21 protein-coding genes, 1 pseudogene and 1 riboswitch are annotated in these 22,422 nt (G+C 72.1%); of the genes and pseudogenes, 13 read left to right on the top strand and 9 right to left on the bottom strand.

Annotation, left to right across the window (positions count from 1 at the left end; all coding sequences use genetic code 11):
• The first annotated feature begins 6 nt into the window (after positions 1 to 6).
• Positions 7 to 600, top strand: coding sequence for an SACE_7040 family transcriptional regulator (locus ACYVLT_RS18510; protein WP_461121427.1), 594 nt, complete (start codon positions 7 to 9; stop codon positions 598 to 600).
• 141 nt (positions 601 to 741) lie between these two features.
• Positions 742 to 2,892 carry a phospholipase A2 gene (locus tag ACYVLT_RS18505; protein ID WP_461121426.1) on the top strand — a complete coding sequence of 717 codons (2,151 nt, stop codon included), beginning with the start codon at positions 742 to 744 and terminating at the stop codon, positions 2,890 to 2,892.
• Here the strand turns inward: ACYVLT_RS18505 and ACYVLT_RS18500 are convergent.
• The 4 genes and pseudogenes from ACYVLT_RS18500 to ACYVLT_RS18485 form a co-directional block, all read right to left on the bottom strand.
• Positions 2,893 to 3,789, bottom strand: a pseudogene (locus ACYVLT_RS18500) (acyltransferase family protein); the annotation flags it as partial.
• Positions 3,786 to 4,460: an alpha/beta hydrolase gene (locus ACYVLT_RS18495; RefSeq protein WP_461121425.1), complete on the bottom strand. Its 675-nt coding sequence runs from the start codon at positions 4,458 to 4,460 to the stop codon at positions 3,786 to 3,788. The gene ACYVLT_RS18495 and the pseudogene ACYVLT_RS18500, both read right to left, overlap by 4 nt.
• A gap of 63 nt (positions 4,461 to 4,523) precedes the next feature.
• Complete coding sequence (locus ACYVLT_RS18490; RefSeq protein WP_461121424.1) at positions 4,524 to 5,171, bottom strand: response regulator transcription factor; 648 nt, start codon at positions 5,169 to 5,171, stop codon at positions 4,524 to 4,526.
• Entirely contained in the window at positions 5,168 to 6,283 is a 1,116-nt protein-coding gene (locus ACYVLT_RS18485) for a sensor histidine kinase (protein WP_461121423.1), read from the bottom strand. The genes ACYVLT_RS18490 and ACYVLT_RS18485 overlap by 4 nt, the downstream gene beginning before the upstream one ends.
• A gap of 191 nt (positions 6,284 to 6,474) precedes the next feature.
• Here ACYVLT_RS18485 and ACYVLT_RS18480 point away from each other — a divergent pair, with 191 nt between their 5' ends.
• Complete coding sequence (locus ACYVLT_RS18480) at positions 6,475 to 6,975, top strand: hypothetical protein (protein ID WP_378083501.1); 501 nt, start codon at positions 6,475 to 6,477, stop codon at positions 6,973 to 6,975.
• 81 nt (positions 6,976 to 7,056) lie between these two features.
• Here ACYVLT_RS18480 and metX read toward each other — a convergent pair whose 3' ends face one another.
• A complete protein-coding gene (gene metX / locus ACYVLT_RS18475; RefSeq protein ID WP_461121422.1) occupies positions 7,057 to 8,136 on the bottom strand; it encodes a homoserine O-acetyltransferase MetX in 1,080 nt (359 codons plus the stop codon).
• On the bottom strand, positions 8,133 to 9,422 hold the full coding sequence (locus ACYVLT_RS18470) for a bifunctional o-acetylhomoserine/o-acetylserine sulfhydrylase (protein ID WP_461121421.1): 1,290 nt from the start codon (positions 9,420 to 9,422) through the stop codon (positions 8,133 to 8,135). Before ACYVLT_RS18470 ends, metX begins: the two co-directional genes overlap by 4 nt.
• Before the next feature lie 220 nt (positions 9,423 to 9,642).
• Between ACYVLT_RS18470 and ACYVLT_RS18465 the strand changes: the two genes are divergently transcribed.
• On the top strand, positions 9,643 to 10,659 hold the full coding sequence (locus tag ACYVLT_RS18465; protein WP_461121420.1) for a Gfo/Idh/MocA family protein: 1,017 nt from the start codon (positions 9,643 to 9,645) through the stop codon (positions 10,657 to 10,659).
• A 44-nt stretch (positions 10,660 to 10,703) separates the two neighbouring features.
• Positions 10,704 to 12,281: an aklavinone 12-hydroxylase RdmE gene (gene rdmE / locus ACYVLT_RS18460; protein ID WP_461121419.1), complete on the top strand. Its 1,578-nt coding sequence runs from the start codon at positions 10,704 to 10,706 to the stop codon at positions 12,279 to 12,281.
• 279 nt (positions 12,282 to 12,560) lie between these two features.
• Here the strand turns inward: rdmE and ACYVLT_RS18455 are convergent, their stop codons facing one another.
• On the bottom strand, positions 12,561 to 13,841 hold the full coding sequence (locus ACYVLT_RS18455) for an MFS transporter (protein ID WP_461121418.1): 1,281 nt from the start codon (positions 13,839 to 13,841) through the stop codon (positions 12,561 to 12,563).
• Between the two features lie 180 nt (positions 13,842 to 14,021).
• Between ACYVLT_RS18455 and ACYVLT_RS18450 the strand changes: the two genes are divergently transcribed.
• The 5 genes from ACYVLT_RS18450 (at position 14,022) to ACYVLT_RS18430 (ending at position 18,135) form a co-directional block, all read left to right on the top strand.
• The gene (locus ACYVLT_RS18450) at positions 14,022 to 14,375 is read left to right on the top strand and encodes an SSI family serine proteinase inhibitor (protein ID WP_461121417.1); all 354 of its coding nucleotides are present in this window, start codon (positions 14,022 to 14,024) and stop codon (positions 14,373 to 14,375) included.
• 314 nt (positions 14,376 to 14,689) lie between these two features.
• Complete coding sequence (locus tag ACYVLT_RS18445; RefSeq protein WP_461121416.1) at positions 14,690 to 16,603, top strand: ABC1 kinase family protein; 1,914 nt, start codon at positions 14,690 to 14,692, stop codon at positions 16,601 to 16,603.
• Between the two features lie 32 nt (positions 16,604 to 16,635).
• Positions 16,636 to 17,346, top strand: coding sequence for a hypothetical protein (locus ACYVLT_RS18440; protein WP_461121415.1), 711 nt, complete (start codon positions 16,636 to 16,638; stop codon positions 17,344 to 17,346).
• Positions 17,339 to 17,653 (top strand): transcriptional regulator, encoded by a 315-nt coding sequence (locus ACYVLT_RS18435; protein ID WP_461121414.1) that lies wholly within the window; start codon positions 17,339 to 17,341, stop codon positions 17,651 to 17,653. The genes ACYVLT_RS18440 and ACYVLT_RS18435 overlap by 8 nt, the downstream gene beginning before the upstream one ends.
• Positions 17,650 to 18,135, top strand: a complete 486-nt coding sequence (locus ACYVLT_RS18430) for a glutathione peroxidase (protein ID WP_461121413.1) — start codon at positions 17,650 to 17,652, stop codon at positions 18,133 to 18,135. The genes ACYVLT_RS18435 and ACYVLT_RS18430 overlap by 4 nt, the downstream gene beginning before the upstream one ends.
• A gap of 52 nt (positions 18,136 to 18,187) precedes the next feature.
• On the opposite strand, the gene ACYVLT_RS18425 is transcribed toward ACYVLT_RS18430, so the two are convergent.
• Both ACYVLT_RS18425 and gcvH read right to left on the bottom strand, forming a co-directional pair.
• A complete protein-coding gene (locus ACYVLT_RS18425; RefSeq protein WP_461121412.1) occupies positions 18,188 to 19,552 on the bottom strand; it encodes an L-serine ammonia-lyase in 1,365 nt (454 codons plus the stop codon).
• A gap of 4 nt (positions 19,553 to 19,556) precedes the next feature.
• Entirely contained in the window at positions 19,557 to 19,937 is a 381-nt protein-coding gene (gene gcvH, locus ACYVLT_RS18420) for a glycine cleavage system protein GcvH (RefSeq protein ID WP_461121411.1), read from the bottom strand.
• A 142-nt stretch (positions 19,938 to 20,079) separates the two neighbouring features.
• Positions 20,080 to 20,174, bottom strand: a riboswitch (glycine riboswitch).
• Positions 20,175 to 20,367: 193 nt separating this feature from the next.
• Here gcvH and ald point away from each other — a divergent pair.
• The 3 genes from ald to ACYVLT_RS18405 all read left to right on the top strand — a co-directional run bounded on the left by ald (position 20,368) and on the right by ACYVLT_RS18405 (position 22,385).
• Positions 20,368 to 21,474 (top strand): alanine dehydrogenase, encoded by a 1,107-nt coding sequence (gene ald, locus ACYVLT_RS18415; protein ID WP_461121410.1) that lies wholly within the window; start codon positions 20,368 to 20,370, stop codon positions 21,472 to 21,474.
• Positions 21,475 to 21,821: 347 nt separating this feature from the next.
• On the top strand, positions 21,822 to 22,004 hold the full coding sequence (locus ACYVLT_RS18410; RefSeq protein ID WP_461121409.1) for a hypothetical protein: 183 nt from the start codon (positions 21,822 to 21,824) through the stop codon (positions 22,002 to 22,004).
• Between the two features lie 6 nt (positions 22,005 to 22,010).
• Positions 22,011 to 22,385, top strand: a complete 375-nt coding sequence (locus ACYVLT_RS18405) for a hypothetical protein (RefSeq protein WP_461121408.1) — start codon at positions 22,011 to 22,013, stop codon at positions 22,383 to 22,385.
• The last annotated feature ends 37 nt before the right edge of the window (positions 22,386 to 22,422 follow it).

Here is a 22,422-nt window from a genome sequence, read left to right as displayed (position 1 = left end):
GGCGACGTGCCAGACGAGCCAGCGAAGCAAACCCGCCGGGAGCAGATCCTGGCCGCCGCCGCCGAGCTGTTCGCCAGGCACGGCTTCCACGGCGTCGGGATCGACGACATCGGTGCCGCCGTGGGGATTTCCGGGCCGGCGCTGTACCGGCACTTCCGCAGCAAGGACGCGATGCTGGGCGAGATGCTGACGTCCATCAGCGAGCGGCTGCTGGAGGGCGGGGTGAGCCGGGTCGCCGCGTCGAAGGACCCGGAGCACGCACTGCGGGAATTGATCCGGTGGCACGTCGACTTCGCGTTGGACGACCCCGCGTTGATCACCGTGCAGATCCGCAACCTGGCGAACCTGACCGACCCGGACCGGCGGCGGGTGAGAGCGCTCCAGCGGCGTTACGTCGAGGTGTGGGTGGAGGCGATCCGCAAGACGTCGCCGGAGGTGGACGAGCCGACCGCCCGTGCCGCCGCGCACGCCGTGTTCGGCCTGATCAACTCCACGCCGCACAGCGCCCACCTGGACCGCGACCAGATGGCCGCGCTGCTCTCGCAGATGGCGCTGGCCTCCCTCTCGGGCGCGCTCCCCGTGCCGTCCCGCGTGTCCTGAGCGTTGAATTCGGGGGTCCTGAACGTAGGACACGCGCGTTCTGAACGTAGGACTCACGCGTTCTGGAGGTAGGACACGCGCGTTCTGGAGGTAGGACACGCGCGGCGGGGAGGTGGGTGGCTCGCGTACGCTGGGCGGCCGATGGGTGACGTGGCGGTGAACACCACCGGGGGGTGGCCGGGGCTCCGGTTGCTCGCCCGCCTGCCCGCCTGGTTCAGGTTCGTGCTGGTGGCGTCAGCCGTGTTCGTGTGCGGGGTGATCGCGTCCCGGCCCGCCGGCGCCACCGACACCACACCGCTCACCGGCGACATCGCCACCGCCGCCAGGGCGGTCGAGGCGATGGCCGACCCGAGCGACGCCAACCCGCTCGTCGCCTTCCCCGCCGACTTCAACGAGGTGACCAACCGCGACCCCGCGGTGGCCACCGGGCCGGACGGGACCACGCGCGCCATCGACCCCAACGGCGGCTGCTCCGGGCCCGCGGGCAACACCGAGTGGGACTTCGGCACCGGCTGCAAGGCCCACGACCTGGGCTACGACCTGCTCCGCTACGCCGAGCACAAGGGCCGCCCGCTCGACCAGGACGCCCGCAAGTCCCTCGACGCCCGCCTGGCCCGGGACATGCACGCCCAGTGCGACGTCAACCCGCGCGGCCACGCCACCCGGTGCCACGCCACGGCCCAGCTCTACGCGGCGGGCCTGGAGTTCAACTCGTGGCGGCAGCGCTGGGGCCCGCCCGGTCACGAACCGGTCCTCGCCTGGGGCTTCGGCAGCGCGGTCGTGGTGTTCCTCCTGCTCGCCCGGCTGCCCCGCAGGCAGCAGCCCGACGGGCCGGTCGACGCACCGCGCCCCCGGGCCACCCACGACCGCTACGCCACGTTCCTGCGGCTGGGCGCGCTCGCCCTGGTGGTCGTCGGGCAGTCCCTGATCACCGTGCTGCACTGGGCGGGTCTGAGCGCGACCTGGCTGTGGCTGCTCACCTGGGCCTTGCAGGCCATCCCCGTCTTCTACTTCGCGGGCGGCCACGCCAACCTGACCAGCTGGCTCGCCGTGCAGGCCGACCACGGCGGTTACGGCCGCTACCTCGCCGCCCGCATCTCCTGGCTGCTGCGCCCAGTGCTGGCGTTCGTGCTGGCCTGGCTGGTCCTCCCGCTGCCCCTGGAACTGCTCGACGTGGACAAGTCCCGGGTCGAGATGTTCGGCCGGCTCATCGCGCACCCGCTGTGGTTCCTCGGCCTGTACCTGGTCGCGGTCGCCGCCACCCCGGTCATGGCCTGGCTGCACCGCCACGCCCGCCTGGCCACGCCGGTGGCGCTGGTCGCCCTCATGATCGTGGTCGACCTCGCGCGCATCGGCTTCGGCTGGCGCACCGGCGGCTACCTCAACCTCGTGCTCGGCGCGCTGCTGCTGCAACAACTCGGCTTCTACTACGCCGACGGCAGCCTGCACCGCGTGTCGCGCAAGGTGCTCGGCGCCCTGGCGCTCGCCGCCGTGCCCGTGCTGCTGGCGTTGATCACGTTCGGCGGCTACCCGCGCACGATGATGCCGCTGCCGGGCGAGGGCGGCTCGAACCTCAGCCCGCCCACCGTGTGCCTGCTGGTCCTCGGCCTGGTCCAGATCTGCCTGGTGCTGCTGCTCAAGCCCCGCGTCACGGCTTGGCTCGCGGGCGAGCACCGGTGGCGGGTCGTGGAGTTCGCCCGCTCCGCGCCCATGACGGTCTACCTCGGCTACCTGACCGTGCTGGCCGCCGTGGTCGGCGTGCTGGGCCTGCTGGACTCACCGGCCGCGTTCGACTGGGTCGCCACCCGACCCCGCTGGCTGGCCGTGCTGGTGGTGCTGCTCCTGCCGGTGCTGCTGGTGTTCCACCGCTTCGAGCGCAACGCCGCGCTCAGCCCGTGCCGCACCCGCGAGACCCACCGCACCCGGCTCGCCGTCACGCTCGGCGCCGGTTACGGCGTGCTGGGCGTCCTCGGGTTCGTGGTGACCGGGTTCGCGGGCGCCGGGGGCACCCTGGTCGTGTTCAAGGTCGACCCGCTGCAGAACCTGATCCACCTGCTGCTCGGCTGGTACCTCCTGCACACCGCGCACGCCGGCACGTGCGACCGCCGCCGCACCTGGTTGCTCACCGCGCTGGCCTGCGTCCCACCGCTGCTGGCGCCGGAGCCGACCGGGGCGATGGTCGTCCTGCACGGCGCGACGATCGCGATCGCCCTGCTCGCGGCGATACCGAAGCAGGACCAGGCACACGCCGGTGAACACCGGCAACCACGTCCCGCGCTCCAACACCCATAGCCCGTCCGACGGCACGGTGTTCAGACCGCGCAACGAACCGAACGCCGAGCCGACCAGCACCACCGCCAGCAACGCGCTCTGGTGCACCAGGAAGATCGGCAACGCCCGCGCGTTCAGCGCCCGTGCGATCGGCCACCGGGCCAGGAACGACGGCCGGACCAGCAGCACCAGCCCCACCTGGGCCATGGCCAGCGCGAGCGCGGCGGCCGACGGCGGCGACAGGTTCGACTCCGCCGCACCGGGCACCCCCACCGCGCTGACCGGGTAACCGGCGCCCAGCAGCACCGCGAACGCACCCGCACCGGCCAGCAGCAACGCCGCACCCCGCGAACGGCGCCGGGCGGGCCCGCCGCGGGCGACGAGCACGCCCACCTGCCACGGCGCCCACCACACCGCGACCACGTTCACCCAGCCGAGGTCCACCAGGGCGGCGTCCACCGCCACCAGCGCGACCGGGATCGCCACGCCCCACCACCCCAGCCGGCGCGACAGCGGCGTGCACGCCGACAGCACCACGTACACGGCCAGGAACCACAACGGCGTCACGACGAGGTACCCGACGGTCATCACCGTCTGCTGCGGCAGACCGCGCACCGACAGTCCGAACAGGACCGCGGCCCACGCCCCGAGCAACACCGCCACCGGCAGCACGAGCTTGCGCGCCCGCGGCCACCACGGCGCACCCGACCGCGCCGCGCCGAACCCGCCGGTGAAGAAGAACAACCCCAACGTCTGCAACACCCAGCTCGCCGGGGCCAGTTCCGGCACCCACCGCAACGGGCTGTCCACCACCAGCCCGTCACCCGTCAGCACCACGGCCGTCACCAGCCAGTGCCCCAGCACCACGCCGACGATCGCGACGGCCCGCGTCGCGTCGATCACCGGATCCCTGGTCATGGCGTCTCCCCCACCGCGATCCGGGTCAGGGCGCGCAACGACGGCGTGCCCTCCCGGAAGTACTCGTCGTGCCTGATGTCGCCCGCGTCGAACACCCGCGCGCCGAACGCCGGGTCGACCGGGTCCGCCCCGTGCCCCAGGTCGCCCAACCGGACCGGGGGCACCCACCGCGTCCAGTCCCGCGCGCCGCGCGCCGCCCACACCCGCGCACCCGGCTCGACCTGGTCCACCCGCACGCCGGGTGAGCCGAGGTGCACCACGTCGTCGACGGGCGGCTGGGCCAACCCGCACACCACCGACCCGTAGCTGTGGCACATCAGGTGCACGTGCCCCGGCAACGTCCGCACGTACCCGTCCAGCGCGACCGCACCGGCCTGCGCCAGCCGACCTCCCGCCGTGTCCACCCCGAGCCCGGACGGCGTCCGGTACCCCAGCCACGCGACCACCGCGACGTCGTCCCGGCCGACGGACGCGTGCAGGTCGCGCGCCATCCGCCCGACCGTCGCGTCGAACCGCTGCTCGTCCACATCGGACCCCGGCACCACGACCGCGACGTGCGCGGCGCGCGTCAGGTCGCCGTGGACCTCGATCCGGGGCGTGAACCCGGGCGGGTCGCCGCCCGGCGCCGCCAGGACCAGCAGCGCGGCCACCAACGCGATCTTCTTCGACATGACGCCGACGCTAGGAAGACCACGGCACCCGGGTCGTCACCCCGAGGTGCCCATCCGCGGGCCCTACCCGGGTACCACCAGACCGGACTCGTAGGCCGCGATCACCGCCTGCGCGCGGTCGCGCAGCCCGAGCTTCATCAGGATCCGGCTCACGTGCGTCTTCACCGTCTGCTCGGCCAGCACGAGGTGACCGGCGATCTCGCCGTTCGACAGGCCCTGCGCGATCAGCAGCAGCACTTCGGTCTCGCGCTCGGTCAACGCGCCCAGCCCGGCCGGTTTCACCACGCGCACCGGCTGGGCCTTCACGAAGTCCTCTATGAGCCTCTTGGTCACCGACGGCGCGAGCAACGCGTCGCCGCGCGCCACCACCCGCACCGCGGCCAGCAGCTCGCTCGCGGGCGCGTGCTTGAGCAGGAACCCGCTCGCGCCGGCCCGCAACGCCTCGTACACGTAGTCGTCCAGGTCGAACGTGGTCAGCACGAGCACCTTGACCGGGTCGTCGGCCAGCAGCCGGGTGGCGGTCAACCCGTCCATCTCCGGCATCCGCACGTCCATCAGCACCACGTCCGGCCGCAGCCGGCGGACCTCGCCGACCGCCGCGACGCCGTCACCGGCCGACCCCACCACGGTGATGTCGGGCTGGGCGTCCAGCAGCGCGGAGAAACCCTCCCGCACCATCTCCTGGTCGTCCGCCACCAGCACGCTGATCATCGTCGGCCCACCGGGATCACCGCTCGCACCTCGAACCCCCCGTCCTCGGTCGGTCCGGCGGTCATCGAACCGCCGTGCACCGCCACCCGTTCCCCCATGCCGGTGAGCCCGTGCCCGCCACCGCCGCCCAGCGACGGCCCGCCCGCCGAGTTGCGCACGACCACCCGCAACTCCTCGGCCACCAGCTCGACGGCGACCGAGGTCGTCGAGCCCGGCGCGTGCCGACCGGCGTTCGTCAGCGCCTCCTGCACGATCCGGTACGCGGTCAACCCGACCGCCTCCGGCACCTCGACGTCCGGCACCGACGCGTCCGGGTGCAGCGACCGGATGTCGGCCAACCCCGGCTGCGGCGCCCGGTCCGCCCGCTGGCCGGAGGCCCGCAGCACGCCCAGCAGCTGCTGCATGTCGGTGATCGCGGACCGCGCCGCCGCGCCGAGCTCGGCGAACTCCTCCTTGGCCGCCTCGGGCAGGTCGGGGATCCGGTAGGGCGCGGTCTCGCACCGGACCACCACCAGCGACATGTGGTGCGCGACCACGTCGTGCATCTCGCGGGCGATCCGGGCGCGTTCGACCAGCGCCGCCTTCTCGTCCCGCTCGGAGTGGAACCGCTGCTCGGCCCGCCCGCGCGCGCCGACCGCGTAGCCGAGCAGGAGCACCGGGAGCAGGAAGCCGATGGTCGGCAGGACGTCGGCCGGCTGCCCCATCGCGAACAGCACGCCGGACGTGATCAACGCCACGAGCAGCACGACCCGGCCGCGGTGCACGGTCGCGACCGCCAGCAGCACCGGCACGTACCACCACCACTGCCAGCTGCCCAGCACCGCGGGTTCGGACTTCACCAGCAGCTTCATGACCACCAGACCGGCCGTGGCCAGCCGCCACGCCAGGAGCGTGGAGTGCAGCGTCAGGGCGGTGCTGCCGGCGACGACGGCGAACAGCAGCGGCCACCAGCCGTCCGGGTCCTCCCGCGAGACGTAGTCGGAGCTCACCCCGATCGCGATGACGAAGCCGTAGAGCAGCACCGACACCATGAGCGGGTGGCGGAAGCGGAAGCCGTCGAAGATCCGCGCGCGGTCGCGGAACAGCACGACCTGGAGGAGGGTGCGGATCACGGCCCGATGCTATGCGGCGACGTGCCCCGGCACATGAGCCTGAGGTCTGTCATACCCCGGTAGCACGCGCGGGAAACACCGGCCCATACCCGAGAGGCGGGACCACGGACAAGCCGTTGCGGTGGGCGAACACCACCGGGTAGGCAATATGCAGAGCTGTGCGCCCCTACTCCGTGATGGAAGATGGCTGAATGCACCCGCAGCAAGATCCGGATCGCTGGTCGCGGCTCCAGGCCGTGGCCGGCGAGGCCCTGACCGCCGCCAAGGTCGGGGAGGACGCTGTCGCGGTCGACCTGGTCACCGGGTACCTCAGCGGTTCACCGGAGGGCAACGAGGAGATCCGCGAGCTGGTCCTCCTGCTGTTCTCCGAGTGCAGCGCCATGGTCGCCGCCCTCGGCTCGGGCGGGGCGACACCGGTCAAGATGCAGGTCTTCGACGAGGACGGGCAGGAGGTGCCGATCGACGACGCCGACCCGCCGGTCCGCACCGCGATCCGCACGCTGCTCGCCGAGGTGCACGGCGACCAGGAGGCCGCCGCCGAGCAGATCGAGATCGCGCTGGCCAACGGGCAGCCGCAGGAGCTGGCCACGGTGGTGCTCCAGGCACTGCGGTGGACGGTGAAGCTGGCCGTCGAGTGCGGGATGCGCGACCTGCCCGTGTCGCCGTGGATCGCCACCGCGCTGGACGAGTAGCTCAAATCGGCTGAGAGCGCCCGGGTTCGCCACGGCAGGAGACCATCACCCGGACGTGGAACGAATGCCGGTCGGGGTCTCCTAGCGCTCGTCGAGCAGCTCGGAGACCAGCTTCGACACCTGGTCGACCTCGATGAGGAACGCGTCGTGGCCATAAGGCGAGCTCACCACGCGCAGCTCGCCGGCACCGGGCACGGCGTCGGCGATCTCGGCCTGCTGGCGCAGCGGGTACAGCCGGTCGGAGTCGATCCCGGCCACGACGGTGCGGGCCGTGACGCGGCCGAGCGCCGCCCGCACCCCACCCCGGTCACGTCCCACGTCGTGGCTGTTCATCGCCTCGGTCAGGGTGGCGTAGCTGGCCGGGTCGAACCGGCGGACCAGCTTGGCCGCGTGGTGGTCGAGGTAGGACTCCACCTGGAAGCGGCCGTCCGCGCGCACCTCGCGCCCGAACCGGGCGGCCAGCTCCCGCTCGCCGCGGTAGCCGACGTGCGCGATCCGCCGCGCCACGCCCAGGCCGCCGACCGGGTCCAGCCGGATGGCGTGCAGCTGGGCGGAGGCGAGCGCGATGTGCTCGGCCGTGGACGCGGCGGGCGCGGCCAGCACGAGCAGGGCCCGCACCCGGTCCGGCTCGGACACCGCCCACTCCAGCGCCCGCATCCCGCCCATGGACCCACCCAGCACGGCGGCCCACGCGTCGACGCCCAACGCGTCGGCCAGCAGCACCTCCGCGGCCACCTGGTCGCGCACCGTGATGCGGGGGAACCGCGCGCCCCACGGCTCGCCGTCCGGCGCGGTCGCCCACGGCCCCGTGGTGCCCTGGCAGCCACCCAGCACGTTGGGCGCGACCACGAACCAGCGCTCCGGGTCCAGCGCGCGTCCCGGCCCGACCAGCCCGTCCCACCAGCCGGGCGTCGGGTGGCCGGGTCCGGCCGGGCCCGCCACGTGGCTGTCGCCGGTCAGCGCGTGCAGCACCAGCACGGCGTTCGACCGGTCGGCGTTCAGCTCGCCCCAGGTCTCGTAGGCGATCGACACCGGCAGGCCCGGCAACGCGCCGCGCACCCACTGCCGTCGCCCGTTCGGGTCCCCCTCCCGCCACCCGCCGGCGGCGGGAGGGGTCTCCCCGACAGTGGACCCGGTACTCCTGGGGGACCTCGACGTCACTGCACCGACTTGGCGGCCCGGAAACCCGCCTCCAGGTCGGCCTTGAGGTCCTCCACGCCCTCGATGCCCACCGACAGCCGCACCAGGCCCGGCGACACACCGCTGACGAGCTGCTGCTCCGGCGTGAGCTGGCTGTGCGTGGTGCTGGCCGGGTGCACGATGAGGCTGCGCACGTCACCGATGTTCACCAGCCGGCTGAACAGCTCGACGCCGTCCACGAACGCGCGGCCCGCCGCCACGCCGCCGCGCAGCTCGAACGACACCACGCCGCCCGCGCCGCCCGGCAGGTACTTCCGCGCCAGGTCGTGCCAGCGGCTCGACGGCAGGCCCGCGTAGTGCACCTGCTCCACCTCGTCCCGCGCCTCCAGCCACCGGGCCAGCTCCAGGGCGTTCGCCGAGTGCTTGTCGATGCGCAGGGACAGCGTCTCGATGCCCTGGAGGATCAGGAAGCTGGTCAACGGGGCGATGGCGCCGCCGGTGTCGCGCAGGCCCTGCACCCGCAGCTTCGCGGCGAACGCCCCGTGGCCGAGCGCGGGCCAGTACTGCAGGCCGTGGTAGCTGGGGTCCGGTTCGGTGAAGTCGGGGAACTTCGCCGCGTCGGAGAAGTCGAACGTGCCGCCGTCCACGACGACGCCGGCGACCGCCGTGCCGTGCCCGCCCAGGTACTTGGTGGCCGAGTGGACCACGATGTCGGCGCCGTGCTCGATCGGCCGCAGGAGGTACGGCGTGGGCACGGTGTTGTCCACCACCAGCGGCACGCCGGCCGCGTGCGCCACCTCGGCGACCGCCGCGACGTCCAGCACGTTGCTGCGTGGGTTGGCCAGCGACTCGGCGAAGAACAGCTTGGTGTTCGGCCGGACCGCGGCGCGCCACGCGTCCAGGTCGTCCGGGTCGTCCACGAAGGACACCTCGATGCCGAGCTTGGGCAGCGTGTAGTGGAACAGGTTGTAGGTGCCGCCGTAGAGGGAGGCGCTGGACACCAGGTGGTCGCCCGCGCGGGCCAGGTTGAGCACGGTCGCGGTCTCGGCGGCCTGTCCGGACGCGAACGCCACCGCCGCGACCCCGCCCTCCAGCGCGGCGACCCGCTGCTCCAGCACGTCCTGGGTGGGGTTGTTGATGCGGGTGTAGATGTTGCCCGGCTCGGCCAGGCTGAACAGCGCCTCGCCGTGCGCGGAGTCGCGGAACACGAACGACGTGGTCTGGTAGATCGGGGTGGCGCGCGCGCCGGTCGCCGGGTCGGGCGCGGCGCCGGCGTGGACCTGCGCGGTGTCGAAGGACCAGGACATGCGGACGTCTCCTGTCTGGCAGGGAGGTTTTTCGGGCACGCCGACGACACCGGGCGCGCGCGGTGGGGAGGTGGGTCAGCCGAGGCGACAGGCCATGCTGGTGACTCGCACGTAGTCCACGTGCCGACGGGTCACCAGCGGGATCATGGGTCCGAAGGTAGCGCCGGGTGACGGTCCACGACAGGGCGTCCATGCCGTGGGACGCTTAGGGTTGGCGGTCATGCGCACCGCACTGATCGGCTACGGGCTCGGCGGAGCCGCCTTCCACGCACCGTTCCTGTCCACCACGCCCGGCCTGGCGCTGGCCGCGGTCGTGACCGGCAACCCGGACCGGCGCGCCGAGGTGGCGGCGCGCTACCCCAGGGCCGAGCTGATCGCGTCGGTGGCGGAGGTGTGGCGGCGGGCGGACGAGTTCGACCTGGTCGTGGTGACCACGCCGAACCGGTTGCACGCCGAGCACGCCCGGGCGGCCCTGGAGCACGGCCTGAACACCGTGGTGGACAAGCCGTTCGCGTCGTCGGCCGCGCAGGCGCGCGAGTTGGCCGACCTCGCCGCGGCGCGGGGCGTGCTGCTCGCGCCGTTCCACAACCGGCGTTGGGACGGCGACTTCCGCACGGTCGCGCGGCTGGTCGACGAGGGCGCGCTGGGGCGGGTGCACCGGTTCGAGTCGCGGTTCGAGCGGTGGCGGCCGGAGGTAAAGGAGAGCTGGAAGGAGTCCGGCGACCCGGCCGACCTGGGCAGCATCGTGTTCGACCTCGGCACCCACCTGGTGGACCAGGCGGTGGCGTTGTTCGGTCGTCCGACGAGCGTGTACGCGGAGGTGCGGACGCTGCGGCCGGGCGCGCGGGCGCACGACGACGCGTTCCTGGCGCTGAGCCACCCGTCCGGGGCGGTGTCGCACCTGTGGGCGTCGGCGTTGGTGGCGTCGCTCGGGCCGCGGTTCCGCGTGCTGGGTGACCGTTCGGCGTACGTCAAGCACGGGATGGACCCGCAGGAGGAGGCGTTGAAGGCGGGCGAGGTGCCCGGCGGCGAGGGGTGGGGCGAGGACGCGGTGGAGCAGTGGGGCGTGCTCGGCGCGGAGCCCGTGCGCACCGAGCCGGGGGCGTACCAGGATTTCTACGCGGCCGTCGCGGCTGGTCAGGCGCCCGTTCCGGTGGCCGACGCGATCGCCGGGCTGGAGGTCTTGGAGGCGGCGTTCGAGTCGGCGCGGACCGGGGGTGTCGTCCCGCTGGCCTGACTCCTCTTGCTCGGCGAATCTCTTAGTGGCTAAGATTCTTGGTCATGAGAGACAAGCGTGTGCAGGTGCTGGTGGTCGGTGCGGGGCTCGGCGGGCTGTCCGCCGCGTTGTTCCTCGCGCAGCAGGGCGTCGAGGTGCTGAGCATCTCCAAGCACCGGGGGACGTCGCCGCACCCCAAGGCGACCGGGCAGACCCACCGGACGATGGAGTTGCTGCGCCGGGCGGGCGTCGCGGACGAGGTGCTGGCGGGTGGCGCGGGGCTCGAGGGCGGGTTGGTGATCAAGGTCGCGGAGAGCCTGCGCGGGCAGGTGTTTCACACGATCGTGCACGAGGACGAGGACTGGGCCACGACGCTCAGCCCTGAGCGTTCCGGGATGGCGAGCCAGGACCACGTCGAGCCGGTGCTGCTGCGGCGGGCGCGTGAGCTGGGCGCGGAGGTGCGGTTCGAGACGGAACTGGTGTCGTTGGCGCAGGACCCCGACGGCGTGACGGCGCGGGTCCGGTCGGCCGGGCGGGAGTACACCGTCCGGGCGGACTACGTGATCGGCGCGGACGGGCACCGCGGGGTGGTGCGCGGGTTGGTGGGCATCGGGCGGCAGGGGCCCGGCGAGTTGTCGCACCACATGGGGGTGGTGTTCGACGCGGACCTGACGGCCCACATCGTGCCCGATCGGTTGACCCTGTACTACTTGCGGAACCCGGCGTTCACCGGCGCGTTCGTGGGCACCAACACGGCGCGGCGCAACGTGCTGACGGTCGAGTACGACCCGGCGCGCGAGTCGGTGGCGGACTACCCGGTGGCGCGGTGCGTCGAGCTGTTGCGGATCGCGACGGACGCGCCGGACCTGGAGCCGGACGTCCTGGAGGTCGCGGCGTGGGAGATGGCGGCGTGGGTGAGCGACCGGTTCCGGGCGGGGCGGGTGTTCCTGGTCGGTGACGCGGCGAAGGTCACGCCACCGACCGGCGGGCTCGGCGGGAACACCGCGATCGGCGACGGGTACGACATCGCGTGGAAGCTGGCGGCGGTGCTGCGCGGTGAGGCGGGCGAGGGCCTGCTGGACAGCTACGAGGCCGAACGGCGGCCGTACGCGCAGCTCGTGGTGGACGGGTCGTACGCCAACTACGTGCAGCGGTTCGCGCCGCACCTGGCGGGCCCCGACGTGCCGGCCGAGGTCGACCACCTGCACCTGACGTTGGGCTACCGGTGCCGTTCGAACGCGGTGCTGATCGAGGACGCCGACCCGGCGCCGATGGAGGACCCCGCCGACCCCAGCGGCCGACCGGGCTTCCGCGCACCGCACGTCATGGTGGAGCACGAGGGCACCCTCGTGTCCACTTTGGACCTGTTCACCACCTGGACCCTGCTGACCGTGAACCCGTCCTGGCGTGCCGCCGCCGACCCGTCCCTGCACGTCCCCGCCATCACCGACCCGACCGACGACCTGACCAAGCGCTACGGCATCGGCCCCGACGGCGCCACCCTGATCCGCCCCGACGGCGTGATCGCCTGGCGCACCACCACCTCCCCCACCCCCACTCCCACTCCCTCCACCCCCACTCCCTCCACCCCGACTTCCCCCTCCCCCCTGTCCCCCATCCTCACCACCCTGAAATCCCTCTAACCCCGCGAGAGTCCAACCTCCACCTCTCGAGAGTCCAACCTTCACACCGCGCGTGTCCTACGTTCGCGTCGCGCGTGTCCTACGTTCAGAACACCCGAGTTCAACGCTCAGAACAGTCGATCTTGTTCTGAGCGTTGAACTCGGGGTGCGCGAACGTAGGACACGCGCGTTCCGAACGTAGGACACGCGCGTTCCGAACGTAGGACTCTCGCGTTCTGAACGTAGGACTCTCGCGTTCTGAACGTAGGACTCTCGCGTTCTGGAGGTTGGACACGCTGGTCAGGTGGGGGATTTGGTGGGGTGGCGGAGGGTTTCGCCGATGGCCAGCAGGGACAGGGTGCTGACCAGGGCGCCCGCGATCAGGTACAGCGAGATCGGCCACGAGTCGTGCGTCGGCGTCACGCCCAACAGCCACGTGGCGACGACCGGCGACAGGCCACCACCCAGCACGGCGCCCAGCTGGTAGCTCAACGACACCCCGCTGTACCGCACCCGCGTGCCGAACAGCTCCGCGTAGTAGGCGGGCATCGGGCCGAACACCGCCGCCGACCCGGCGAACGCCAGCACCATCGCCAGCACCACCAACCCCGGCGACCGCGTCTCCAGCAGCCAGAACAACGGGAACGCGAACACACCCAGGAACGCCGCACCGCCGAGCATCACCGGCAACCGCCCGACCCGGTCGGACAGCCGCGCGAACACCAGGATCGCCACCGCCTGCGCGAACGCCCCGATCAGCCCCGCGTTCAACAACGTCCCGCGCGTCATCCCGAGCTGGCGCGTCCCGTACGACACGGCGAACGTCGCCACCACGAAGATGAACATGTTGAACCCCAGGTTCACCCCCGCGCCCAGCAGCACCTTCCGCCACGACTGCCGCAGCACCGCCGCCACCGGCGCCCGCACCACCCCCGCCGACGCCCGCGCCTCGCGGAACGCCGGGCTCTCCTCCACCGACAGCCGCACGTACAGCCCCACACCCACCAGCACCAGGCTGAACAGGAACGGCATCCGCCAGCCCCAGCTCAGGAACGCGTCGCCGGACACCGCGGTCGACGCCGCCATCGCGCCGTTGGCCATCAGCAGCCCGATCGGCGACCCCAGGAACGTCCAGCTGCCGTACCACCCGGTCCGCCCGACCGGCGCGTGCTCGACCGCCATCAACGTCGCGCCGCCCTGCTCACCGCCCAGGAAGAACCCCTGCACCAACCGCAGCAGCACCAACAACACCGGCGCGGCCAGCCCGATGGACTCGTACGTCGGCAGCAGGCCGATCGCGGCCGTGCACAAACCGGTCGCGGTCAACGTCAGCACCAGCATCGACCGCCGCCCGACGCGGTCACCGAAGTGACCGATCACCATCCCGCCCAGCGGCCGGGCCAGGAAACCCGCGCCGAACGTGGCGAACGCCAGCAGCGTGCCGATGCGCGGGTCGAAGGACGGGAAGAACAACTTGTCGAACACCAGCGCCGACGCGGTGCCGTAGAGCAGGAAGTCGTACAACTCCACCGCGTTGCCCGCGGAACTGGCGAGCGCCACCCGGCGCACGTCGGAAGCCATTCGTCCACCCTGGCCCGCCCGCCCGACGAGTCGAACCCGACAGTGATCTACGTCACACGCGTGACCTCGTGATACACCTGCGGAACGACGTCGTCGCGGCGTTTCCCGGCCCGCTCGGGAAACCACACGATCCGGTGAGATCCCTGGAGAGAGCGTTGCCAGGCGGTCACGCTGTGAACCATGGCACCACTTCCCTTCCTCGCGGCGATCGCCACGCTGATCCCCGCGTTCTCCGCCCCGGAGTCGAGCTTCGTGCTCAGCGTGCAGCGCGGCGAGTCGCTCCAGCTCTCGAACCTGACCTGCGAGCCGACCGGCGGCCTGCACCCCAGGGCCGACGAGGCCTGCCTCGCGCTGTCCGGTGTGGACGGACAGATCGACGGCATGTCGACCGGACCGGCCCTGTGCACCCTGGAGTACGACCCGGTGCGGGTCAAGGCGACCGGCACGTGGCGGGGCGAGACCCGCACGTTCGAGGCCGAGTTCGCGAACTCGTGCGTGATGCGCGCCCAGACCGGCCCCGTGTTCGACTTCTGACCGGCGGGAAGCGAAAACCGGAAGCCAGGTCGCGACGTGCCCGTGGAGGGCCCTCGACACCGCCGCCGAAGTCGTGGCCCCTCCACGGGATCGCGCAAAGGTCCTCGGACCTCTGAGGCGACCGTAGGGACTCCGGGACCCGTTCGTCAACATCCTTCACATTCATGAATTGGGGCACTTACCGGGCTCTGCACAGACCATTACCCGTTGGAGCACCCGCCTGAGCCATTCGTGTGATCGGAGCTCTGGTCACGCCACGGACCGTCTCAGGAAGACCGTTCTATCCTCCGCGCGAACCGCTTGGGGGAAGACGCATGGGTGATTTCCTGCTGTACACGGTCGCCGTTCCGGCGACGTTCCTGGCGCTGGTGCTGGGCATGGCGCTGGCCGCGCGACGCATCCTGGGCCTGCGCGTCGGCCTGGTCCGCACCACGCTCGCGTGCATGGTCGGCCTGTCGTCCAGCGAGGCCGCGCTGAGCGCCATGCCCGGCCCGGAGACGACGCCGGCGCTGGCGACCGTGCAGGTCGGCGTCGCGCTGCTGATGATGATCGCGCTGCTCACGTTCGCCGAGATCGTCGTGCCGACCGGGTCGATCCCGCCGCCCACCGAGTGGTGGCGCGCGCTGCGCGGGCGGGTCGCGCGCACCCGCCGCTACTCGCGCATCACCGCGATCGCGTTCCGGCACGGCCTCGGCCCGTACCTGCGCGGCCGGGAACGCACCGACACCCGGCTGGCGCGGTCGCTGCGGCTCGCGCTGGAGGAGGGCGGCGTCACCTTCGTCAAGCTCGGCCAGGTGCTCTCCACGCGCCCCGACCTGCTGCCGCCGGACGTGGTGGACGAGTTGACGCTGTTGCAGGACAAGGTGCCCGCCGCGCCGTGGCCCGCGGTGCGCGAGGTGCTGGTGGCCGAGCTGGGGCAACCGCCGGAGGACGTGTTCGCCGAGTTCGACGAGCGGCCGATCGCCGCCGCGTCCGTGGCGCAGGTGCACCGGGCCAGGCTGAGGTCGGGCGAGGACGTGGTGGTGAAGGTGCAGCGGCCGGACGTGCGGCGGGTCGCCGAGGGCGACCTGGACATCGTGAACCGGCTCGCGTCGACGTTGCACGACAAGACGCGCTGGGGCAAGGCGATCGGCGTGCGCGACCTGGCCGCCGGGTTCTCCGCCGCGTTGCGCGAGGAGCTGGACTTCCGGGTCGAGGCGCGCAACCTGGCCGCCGTGCGGGCCGCCTCCGCCGACACCGACGTGGTGCTCCCCGCCGTGCACGAGGACCTCTGCACGGCACGCGTGCTGGTGATGCAACGGCTGGCCGGCGTGCCGGTGCGGTCGGCGTCGCTGGAGTCGGTCGACCGGGACGCGCTGGCCCGCACGCTGCTGGACGCGCTGCTGCGCCAGGTGATGATCAACGGCGTCTTCCACGCCGACCCGCACCCGGGCAACATCATGCTGCTGCACGACGGCAGGCTCGGCATGCTCGACTTCGGCTCGGTCGGCCGGATCGACGCGCAGCTGCGGTCGGCGTTGGGCAAGTTGCTGCTGGCCGTCGACCACGCCGACCCGGCGGGCCTGCGCGACGCGTTGCTGGAGCTGGTGACCAGGCCGGACGAGATCGACGAGCAGCAGTTGGAGCGCGCGCTCGGCCAGTTCATGGCACGGCACCTGAGCACCGGCATGCGGCCGGACGCGGGGATGTTCGGCGACCTGTTCAAGCTGGTCTACCGGTACGGGTTGAGCATCCCGCCGGAGATCGCGGCGGTGTTCCGGGCGCTGGCGACGGTGGAGGGCACGCTGGGCGCGCTGTCGCCGGGGTTCGACATCGTGGTCGAGTCGCGGTCGTTCGCCGACAAGCAGTTCAGCGCGCACCTCACGCCCGAGTCGCTGCGGCGCACGGTGACCGAGGAGCTGCACGCGATGCTGCCGATGCTGCGCCGGCTGCCCCGGCGGGCCGACCGGATCTCCGCCGCGCTGGAGCAGGGGCGGTTGGGGATGAGCATGCGGTTGTTCGCCGACGAACGGGACCGGCAGTTCATCGTCTCACTCCTGCACCAGGTGATGCTGACCGTGCTGGGCGCGACGGCGGGCGTGATGGCGGTGCTGCTGATGGGCGCGGACGGCGGCCCGGAGGTGGGCCCGGACCTCTCGCTGTTCCAGGTGTTCGGCTACAACCTGCTGGTCATCAGCGTGCTGCTCGGGCTGCGGGTGGTGGTGACCATCTTCCGGCCGCGGGGTTGACGGCGGTTGGTTTGCGATGCAAACCTGACTGGGTGGCAGACCTGCTGGGCGACCTGGCCGAGCTGCGCCGTCGAGCGCGCGAGGACCGGCACGCCTACTCGTTCCCGCTGCTGTTCTTCGGCGTCGCGTCGTTCCTGGCCCTGCCGCTGTACGCGCCCGCCGAGCCGCCGGGCCGGGGGTTCGACGTGCGCTACCCCGTGCTGCTCGGCCTGTTCTGGCTGGTCGTGCTGGTGGTGGGCGGCCTGGCGACGGTGTGGTGGTACCGCAGGCGCGGCGCGCGGGTGGGCATCGAGACGTCCACGCGGGGCTACCTCGGCGCGACGGCGATCGGCCTGAGCGGTCCGGTGGTCGGGTTGGTGCTGGAGAACCTGCCGTTCCGGTTCTACTCCGGCACGGGCGCCGGGCTGATCGTCCTGGCGGCGGCGACCGTGCTGTGGCACCGGGGCGCGCCGCGGGCGGTGACGTTGACGGCGGCCGTGCTCGGCACGGGGGTGCTCCAGCACGACCAGCCGGCGATCGCGCAGTTCATCGCGATCGGCCTGGGCCTGGTGGTGCTGGCGGCGCTGGAGCGCAGCACCCGGTTCACCACGATCACCGCCGCCTACCTCGTGGTGCTGTGCGTGTCGGCCGCGTTCACGCCGCTGGTGGTCGCCCAGCCCACCGCCTGGTCGCTGGGCAGCGTGGTCGTGCTGCCCGGGGCGGTGCTCCTCGTCGGCGGTCTGGTGGGCCTGCGGCGTGGCTGAGCACCCGACCGCGGCCCTGGACGACGTGGTGCACCAGCGGCACCGGCTGGGCATCCTCACCGTGGCGGCGGAGGCGAAGCGGGTCGGGTTCGGCTATTTGCGGTCCACTTTGGAGCTGACCGCGGGCAACCTGTCGCGGCACGTCGCCGTGCTGGAGCAGGCCGGTCTGGTGGCGGTGGAGAAGGGTTACGACGGCAAGCGGCCGCGGACGTGGATCGGCGTCACCCCGGCGGGACGCGCCGCGCTGGCGGTCGAGATGGCGGCCCTGCGTGCGCTGGTGGAGCGGCACGTAGCCTCGCAGGCATGAGCATCCACGACATCCCGCTGCACACCCTGTCCGGTGAGCCGTCGAGCCTGGGCGCGTTGGCGGGCAGGGCGTTGCTGGTGGTGAACGTCGCCTCGAAGTGCGGTTTGACGCCGCAGTACCAGGGCTTGGAGCGGCTGCACGAGCGGTACGCGGCGCAGGGGTTCTCCGTGGTCGGGTTCCCGTGCAACCAGTTCGCCGGGCAGGAGCCGGGCACGGCGGAGGAGATCGCCACGTTCTGCTCCACCACGTACGGCGTGACGTTCCCGCTGTTCGAGAAGGTCGAGGTGAACGGCCCGTCCCGGCACCCGCTGTACGCCGAGCTGACGGCGTTCGCCGACACCGACGGCGCGGCGGGCGACGTGCAGTGGAACTTCGAGAAGTTCCTGCTCGCCCCCTCCGGCGAGGTGGTCGCCCGGTTCCGGCCGGCCACCGAGCCGGAGGACGAGGCGGTCGTGAAGGCGATCGAGTCCGTGCTGCCGTAGTCCGTGTCCGGCGCGCGGGAGGCGGCCGACCGACCACCTCCCGCGCGCCGGGTCAGCACTCGATGACGTTCACGGCGAGCCCGCCGCGGGCCGTCTCCTTGTACTTGACCTTCATGTCCTTGCCCGTCTCACGCATGGTCTTGATGACCTTGTCCAGCGACACGAAGTGCGAACCGTCACCGCGCAACGCCATCCGCGCCGCCGTGATGGCCTTGATGGACGCCAACGCGTTGCGCTCGATGCACGGGATCTGCACCAGCCCGCCGATCGGGTCGCAGGTCAGCCCCAGGTTGTGCTCCATCGCGATCTCGGCGGCGTTCTCGACCTGCTCGGGCGTGCCGCCCATCACCTCGGCCAACCCGCCCGCGGCCATCGAGCAGGCCGAGCCGACCTCGCCCTGGCACCCCACCTCGGCGCCCGAGATCGACGCGTTCTCCTTGAACAGCACGCCGACCGCGCCCGCCGTCAGCAGGAACCGCACCACCCCGTCATCGGACGCACCGGGCACGAACCGCGTGTAGTAGTGCAACACCGCCGGCACGATGCCGGCCGCGCCGTTGGTCGGCGCGGTCACCACCCGACCGCCGGCCGCGTTCTCCTCGTTCACCGCCAACGCGAACAACGTCACCCAGTCCATCACCCGCAACGGGTCCGTGGCGTAGTGCTCGGCGGCCATCCGCTGCCGCATCTCGGCCGCGCGCCGCCGCACCTTCAGCCCGCCGGGCAGCACGCCGTCCACGGTGCAGCCGCGCTCGACGCACGCCTGCATCACGTCCCAGATGTGCAGCAGCCCCGAACGCACCGACGCCTCGTCACGCCAGGACAGCTCGTTGGCCAGCATGACCTCGCTGATCGACAACCCGGTCTCGCGGCACCGCGCCAACAGCTCGTCACCGGTGCGGAACGGGTGCGCCAGCGGCGTCTCGTCGGCCTTGATCCGGTCGGTGCCGGTGGCCGTGTCGTCCACCACGAACCCGCCGCCGACCGAGTAGTACACCGCCGAGTCGACCACGGCGTCACCCGAGTGGGCGGTGAAGCTCATGCCGTTGGGGTGCAACGGCAACGACTTCCGCCGGTGCATCACCAGGTCGGGGTCCTCGCGGAACGCGATCTCCCGCACGCCGCCCAGCCGCAACCGCCCGGTGGCGCGGATCTCCGCCAGCCGCCGCTCGGCCTCCGCCGGGTCGACCTCCTCCGGCCGGTGGCCCTCCAACCCGAGCAGCACCGCCTTAGGGCTGCCGTGCCCGTGCCCGGTCGCGCCGAGCGACCCGAACAGCTCCACGTGCACGCGGTCGACGGACCCCAGCACCGGCCGCAGCCGGTCGGCGAACATCATGGCCGCGCGCATCGGACCGACGGTGTGCGAACTCGACGGTCCGATCCCCACGGAGAACAGGTCGAACACGCTGATCGCCATGACGTCAGTCCCCGGTCAGTTCCGCGTACTTGGCGGCGGTCAGCAATCCGGTCGCGTCGGTCACGGCAACCTTGAACAGCCAGCCGGCGCCGTACGGGTCGTTGTTGATCAACGACGGGTCGTCGGCGGCCGCCGTGTTGACCTCCACCACCTCGCCGCTGACCGGCGCGTACAGGTCGCTCACCGACTTGGTCGACTCCAGTTCGCCGCACACCTCGCCGGACGTGACGACGGCACCGGGCGCGGGCAGCTCCACGAAGACGATGTCACCCAACGACTCCGCCGCGTACGACGTGATACCGACCGCCACGGGGTCCTGGGTACCCGGCGCCCAGTCCACCCACTCGTGCTCGGGCGTGTACAGCAGGTTGTCCGGAAAAGTCACGACAGCGCTCCCTTGGGCGAGGTCCGGATCCCCACTCTGTCCTGGGACCTGAGAGCTTCGCCGCGCCGGCCCGACGGCTGACCGTCGATCCGACCCGACTTGCACCGTGGGTGCGCGCCGAGGGCGCGCTTTCCAGAGTCGCCTCACCCGAGCGGTTCTCGCTGCCTGAGAGTGTGCGGGGGACTTGCTCCTTCGGCGCCCCGGCACGTTCACCGAGGTCTCTCCCGCGCGGGTTCCGGCGCTCATCCTGCGCCGCGGCCGATGTTCAGTTGGTGGCCCGAACGCTAGGTGCCGAGGTCGACGGGTGTCAACGCGACCGCCGACTTGTTCGATCCGCACAACTTGACACCGGTTGGTGGTGCCAGTGGCACGATGACACCGAAACCACGTTACCGGACCTTTGGTGTAACAACGGCCGAAGGAGCCCACCGTGCGGATCTCAGTTCCCCGCGAGATCAAGAACCACGAGTACCGCGTCGCGCTGACCCCGGCGGGCGCCCACGAGCTGACGCAGCGCGGTCACGACGTGGTGGTCGAGACCGGTGCGGGCCTCGGTTCGGCGATCACGGACGAGGAGTACCTGGCCGCCGGCGCCAAGGTGCTGGCGACCGGGGACGACGTGTGGGCCGAGGGCGACCTGGTGCTCAAGGTCAAGGAGCCGATCGCCGAGGAGTACCCGCGGCTGCGCAAGGGCCAGGTCCTGTTCACCTACCTGCACCTGGCCGCCGACCGACCGCTGACGCGGGCGTTGCTGGACTCCGGCACCACCGCGATCGCCTACGAGACCGTGCAGACCGCGAACGGCGCGCTGCCGCTGCTGGCGCCGATGTCCGAGGTCGCCGGCCGCCTCGCGCCGCAGGTGGGCGCGTTCTCGCTGATGAAGCCCTCCGGCGGCCGCGGCGTGCTGCCCGGCGGCGTGCCCGGTGTGCACCCGGCGCGCGTGGTGATCATCGGCGGCGGCGTGGCGGGCCTGAACGCGGCCGCGATCGCCGTCGGCATGGGCGCGGACGTGCAGATCCTGGACACCAACGTGGACCGGTTGCGCCACATCGACGCCCTCTACCAGGGCCGTCTGCGCACCGTGACGTCCAACCGCTACTCGGTCGAGCAGGCCGTGCGCGAGGCCGACCTGGTGATCGGCGCGGTGCTGGTGCCCGGCGCGAAGGCGCCCAAGCTCGTCAGCAACGAGCTGGTGGCCGACATGAAGCCCGGCTCGGTGCTGGTGGACATCGCGATCGACCAGGGCGGCTGCTTCGCCGACTCGCGGCCGACCACGCACGCCGACCCGACCTACCAGGTGCACGACTCGGTCTTCTACTGCGTGGCGAACATGCCCGGCGCGGTGCCGCGCACGTCGACCTACGCGTTGACCAACGTCACCCTGCCGCACGCCGTCGCGCTGGCCGACCAGGGCTGGGAAGCGGCGCTGCGCGCGGACGCGTCGCTGGCGCTCGGCCTGAACGCGCACGACGGCCTGCTGACCAACCTGCCGGTGGCGCAGGCCCACGGGATGACCCACACGCCGCTCGACCTCTGAGCCGACCGTCCGCACCACCGCGAAGGGCCCCGCTCACGTGCTGTGAGCGGGGCCCTTTGACGATAAGACGGCCCGCTCAACCAGCCTGGGGGTCACTGGGAGCGGGCCGCGTCACCAATCCTAGCCGGGAACACGGCGCCGTGCCCAGTGACCCCACCGATCCGGACGACTTTTCGCCCAGCGGTGGCGACTCGCCGTGTGCGAGCTCAAGCAAACGAGTGAATTCTCGTCGTAACAGGTAAGTCACGACGGCCCGGCGACCGATGGGAGGGCGGGAACTCCGCAGCTACGCAGCGGGGTCGTCCGCTCGCGCGGCGTCTGCCGCGCACCTGGCGATCGGAGCGCAGATGGCTGAGCCTGAGGGTTGGATCGACTGCCACGACCCGTTCGGACGGGACCGGTCGATGACCGTGCTCGTCGAGGAGGACCGGGTTCTGCTGGTCGCACCGCCGGGCGAGTCCGCCGTGATGTCGGTCACACAGACCCGCAAGTTGCACCGCCTCCTCGACCAAGCCGCCGACAGGATGTGAGGCCGCGTGGACGAGGCACTGCGGGCCGCCGTGCTGCGCCGGTTGGCGTTGCTGGACGAGGTGGCCGAGAGCGGTGAGGCGGACGCCCTCGTGCCGCTCGCGCGCTCCGAGATCCACCGCCTGGCCGACGGTTGGCGGCTGCTGTTGACCGTGCACCAACCGGATCCGGACGGCCGCTGCGGCGCGTGCCCCGGCATCCTGCGGCACCGGAAGTGGCCGTGCCAGGTGTGGACGATGGCCCACCAGCACCTCATCGGCGACGGCCTGCCGCACCGCGAACGCCGCCGCCCGCTGCGCACGCTGCGCCGTTCGACGGACGTGGAGACGACCACCGAGATACCGAGAGTCGCGTCGAAACCGCGACACGCCCTCCCCGAGTGATCCGCCTAGGGCAGGATGACGCCCGGTAGGAGTACTC

Source organism: Saccharothrix stipae, from assembly GCF_054781895.1.
Note: the sequence above shows the minus strand (reverse complement) of the source record. Positions and strands in the feature narration are given on the sequence as shown.

Bases quoted from the DNA above. Each gene is read 5' to 3' on its own strand.
- ACYVLT_RS18505 (WP_461121426.1), top strand. From the start codon at position 742: ATGGGTGACGTGGCGGTGAACACCACCGGGGGGTGGCCGGGGCTCCGG.
- ACYVLT_RS18495 (WP_461121425.1), bottom strand. From the start codon at position 4,460: ATGTCGAAGAAGATCGCGTTGGTGGCCGCGCTGCTGGTCCTGGCGGCG.
- ACYVLT_RS18490 (WP_461121424.1), bottom strand. From the start codon at position 5,171: ATGATCAGCGTGCTGGTGGCGGACGACCAGGAGATGGTGCGGGAGGGT.
- ACYVLT_RS18480 (WP_378083501.1), top strand. From the start codon at position 6,475: ATGCACCCGCAGCAAGATCCGGATCGCTGGTCGCGGCTCCAGGCCGTG.
- ACYVLT_RS18470 (WP_461121421.1), bottom strand. From the start codon at position 9,422: ATGTCCTGGTCCTTCGACACCGCGCAGGTCCACGCCGGCGCCGCGCCC.
- ACYVLT_RS18465 (WP_461121420.1), top strand. From the start codon at position 9,643: ATGCGCACCGCACTGATCGGCTACGGGCTCGGCGGAGCCGCCTTCCAC.
- rdmE (WP_461121419.1), top strand. From the start codon at position 10,704: ATGAGAGACAAGCGTGTGCAGGTGCTGGTGGTCGGTGCGGGGCTCGGC.
- ACYVLT_RS18455 (WP_461121418.1), bottom strand. From the start codon at position 13,841: ATGGCTTCCGACGTGCGCCGGGTGGCGCTCGCCAGTTCCGCGGGCAAC.
- ACYVLT_RS18450 (WP_461121417.1), top strand. From the start codon at position 14,022: ATGGCACCACTTCCCTTCCTCGCGGCGATCGCCACGCTGATCCCCGCG.
- ACYVLT_RS18445 (WP_461121416.1), top strand. From the start codon at position 14,690: ATGGGTGATTTCCTGCTGTACACGGTCGCCGTTCCGGCGACGTTCCTG.
- ACYVLT_RS18430 (WP_461121413.1), top strand. From the start codon at position 17,650: ATGAGCATCCACGACATCCCGCTGCACACCCTGTCCGGTGAGCCGTCG.
- ACYVLT_RS18425 (WP_461121412.1), bottom strand. From the start codon at position 19,552: ATGGCGATCAGCGTGTTCGACCTGTTCTCCGTGGGGATCGGACCGTCG.
- ACYVLT_RS18410 (WP_461121409.1), top strand. From the start codon at position 21,822: ATGGCTGAGCCTGAGGGTTGGATCGACTGCCACGACCCGTTCGGACGG.